We start from the raw sequence: 2,095 nt of genomic DNA, 5'->3' as shown, positions 1-2,095 counted from the left end.
CAGTCGATCTTCCTACATCAGCAATCAACGCAGAAGGTGGGAGCAGGACAGCGGTTACGATTATCCGGCAGATCAGCATGAGCTTCACGCAGGCTTCTGGTATCCAAATCGATTCAGCAAAATGCGTAGGAAAAACGCTTGCTGTCGATGAGACCTGCACCGTCGACGTCTTGTTCGATCCCGCAGACCCGGTCCGGGTCGACAAACAAATCGCCATCCACGCCGAGTCCGACAACAGCGACGGCTCCAAAAAAACCCTCGATCGCATGGTCGTAATGGTGGGCGAAGCCGTCAGGCCACCGCCACCCGAAAAGCCACAAGTGATTGTTCAGGCGGCGCCTGTCGAAGATACCCGGCAAAATCCGGCTCTCGTTGCGTATCTGGCCAACCGCTCCGATCTCGGTGGCTTCGACAACGAAACCACGATTGGCCCTCAATCTCCCGAAACGGATTCGTGGAGCGAGGTCGGCTTCAATCGCTCAATGTCGACATTCCCGAGCGACCTGACGCGCGTTGTCACGATGGACAAGCCAATCCCCGCTGTCCTGAAAATTGGTGTCGACACCCGGTTTTCAAACCGGGCCGTCGCCCAGGTTGAACGTGACATATACGGCGGCGAAGGCCGTCTCATCGTGATCCCCCGGGGCTCCGCCGTCATCGGAACAGTCGGCGCATCCGGCTCAACCGGCGAAGAGAAAGTCCAGATCCAGTGGACCCGCATCCAGAGACCCGACGGCGCCGTCTTCGCTATCGAGGCCTACGGTGGCGACGCCATGGGACGCCCAGGTGCACCAGCTCACATCGACAACCGCTACCTTGAGCGGTACGGAATGTCCCTACTCACCACTGTCCTCAACGTTGGTGTCACGCTTGGGCTCGACGGCAAGCAGACTGTCCAGAATTCGGGGAACGCCACTGGGACTGGCCAATACAGCAACAACTACGGCTACAATACCAACCAGGCTATCGTGCAGCAGGATGCGCGCTCTGTCGCGACCCAGCAGGCGAACCAGTACCTCCAGGGCATCACTGCGGAGCTTCAAAAAGAAGGCCAGCAGATAGCACCAATCCGCACAGTTCCCCCAGGAACCCGTCTCACAATCTTCCCTTCCCGCGACCTCTACCTGAAGCCCATCAATCCAACCAAGGAAATGCGGGCCCGCATTCTCTCAGAGCGCGCACGGGCGAGCTTCGGCTCCGCCGACCCTACGGCTATCGCCCAAAATGTTCGCCAGGCGCCTGCAGCGGCTATAGCCCAACCAACCGCGCCGGCGAGCACAAGCAGGGCAAGGGTCACTTACGATCCTGTCACCGGCCAGCCAATCGTCGTGCACCCTCCCCAGGAAAAGGCGATCCTCGACAACAACGGCTTTCCCATCCTCCCGGGCAACCTGAACATGCAGCCCACGGTGTCCGCCCGACCGGCTACAAACCAGCCGGAAACAGTCGGCCAAAGTACACAAAGCACCGTTGCCCTCGACGGGACAGACCCTTCGGCATCCCAACTGCGGCAACGCGCCCAACCTCAAACTAGCCAGACAACCAGACGTGCGCCATCCGGCGCCGCCCCATGGGGGGTGCTCTCCGACTAGCACCATTGCCCCCAGCACGCGCCCGAAACCCGGGCGCCTGCCACCGACAGCGACCGGCGCGCGAACCCGCCCGTCCCGCAAAACAGGGTCACTCACAATGGATACTACCCAGGTCCGCAAACCAGCATCGACCCCGGGCGCCTCAGACCCCGGCGAACCCATCTCATTCACGGACCCCGCCCAGCGGGAAATTCTCGCCACGTTTCTGCGGCCGCTCGCCAAATGGCTTGAGCACCCGGAGATTGAAGAGATCCAGATCAACCGACCCGGGGAGGTAATCCAACGTCTCAGAAAGCCGCTCCCCAACGGCTCGCTCTACGCATTCAACCTCGACGAGGAACTCACACTCATATACCTCACCCAACTCGCATTCATGGTCTCGAACCTCCAGAACATGCGGAATTTTGGCCCCCAGGGCGTGCCTGTAGTTTACGGCGCTGCCCCTTGCCGCGCGACAAACAGGGTGAGATTCCGCGACAATCTGGGTGAGACGCTGTGGTGGG

At 60.7% G+C, this 2,095-nt stretch carries 1 protein-coding gene and 1 pseudogene; both read left to right on the top strand.

Translation table 11 applies throughout. The annotated features are described in order from the left end of the window. On the top strand, window positions 1-1,592 hold a 1,592-nt coding region (locus tag IE243_RS22615; RefSeq protein WP_210319965.1), incomplete at its 5' end, for a TraB/TrbI/VirB10 family type IV secretion system protein. Window positions 1,593-1,689: 97 nt separating this feature from the next. Then, window positions 1,690-2,095: pseudogene (locus IE243_RS22610) on the top strand (hypothetical protein); the annotation flags it as partial.

Source organism: Camelimonas fluminis (assembly GCF_014656355.1).
Taxonomy (GTDB): domain Bacteria; phylum Pseudomonadota; class Alphaproteobacteria; order Rhizobiales; family Beijerinckiaceae; genus Camelimonas; species Camelimonas fluminis.
The sequence above is the reverse complement of the archived record's forward strand: the minus strand, read 5'-3'. Positions and strand labels throughout refer to the sequence as shown.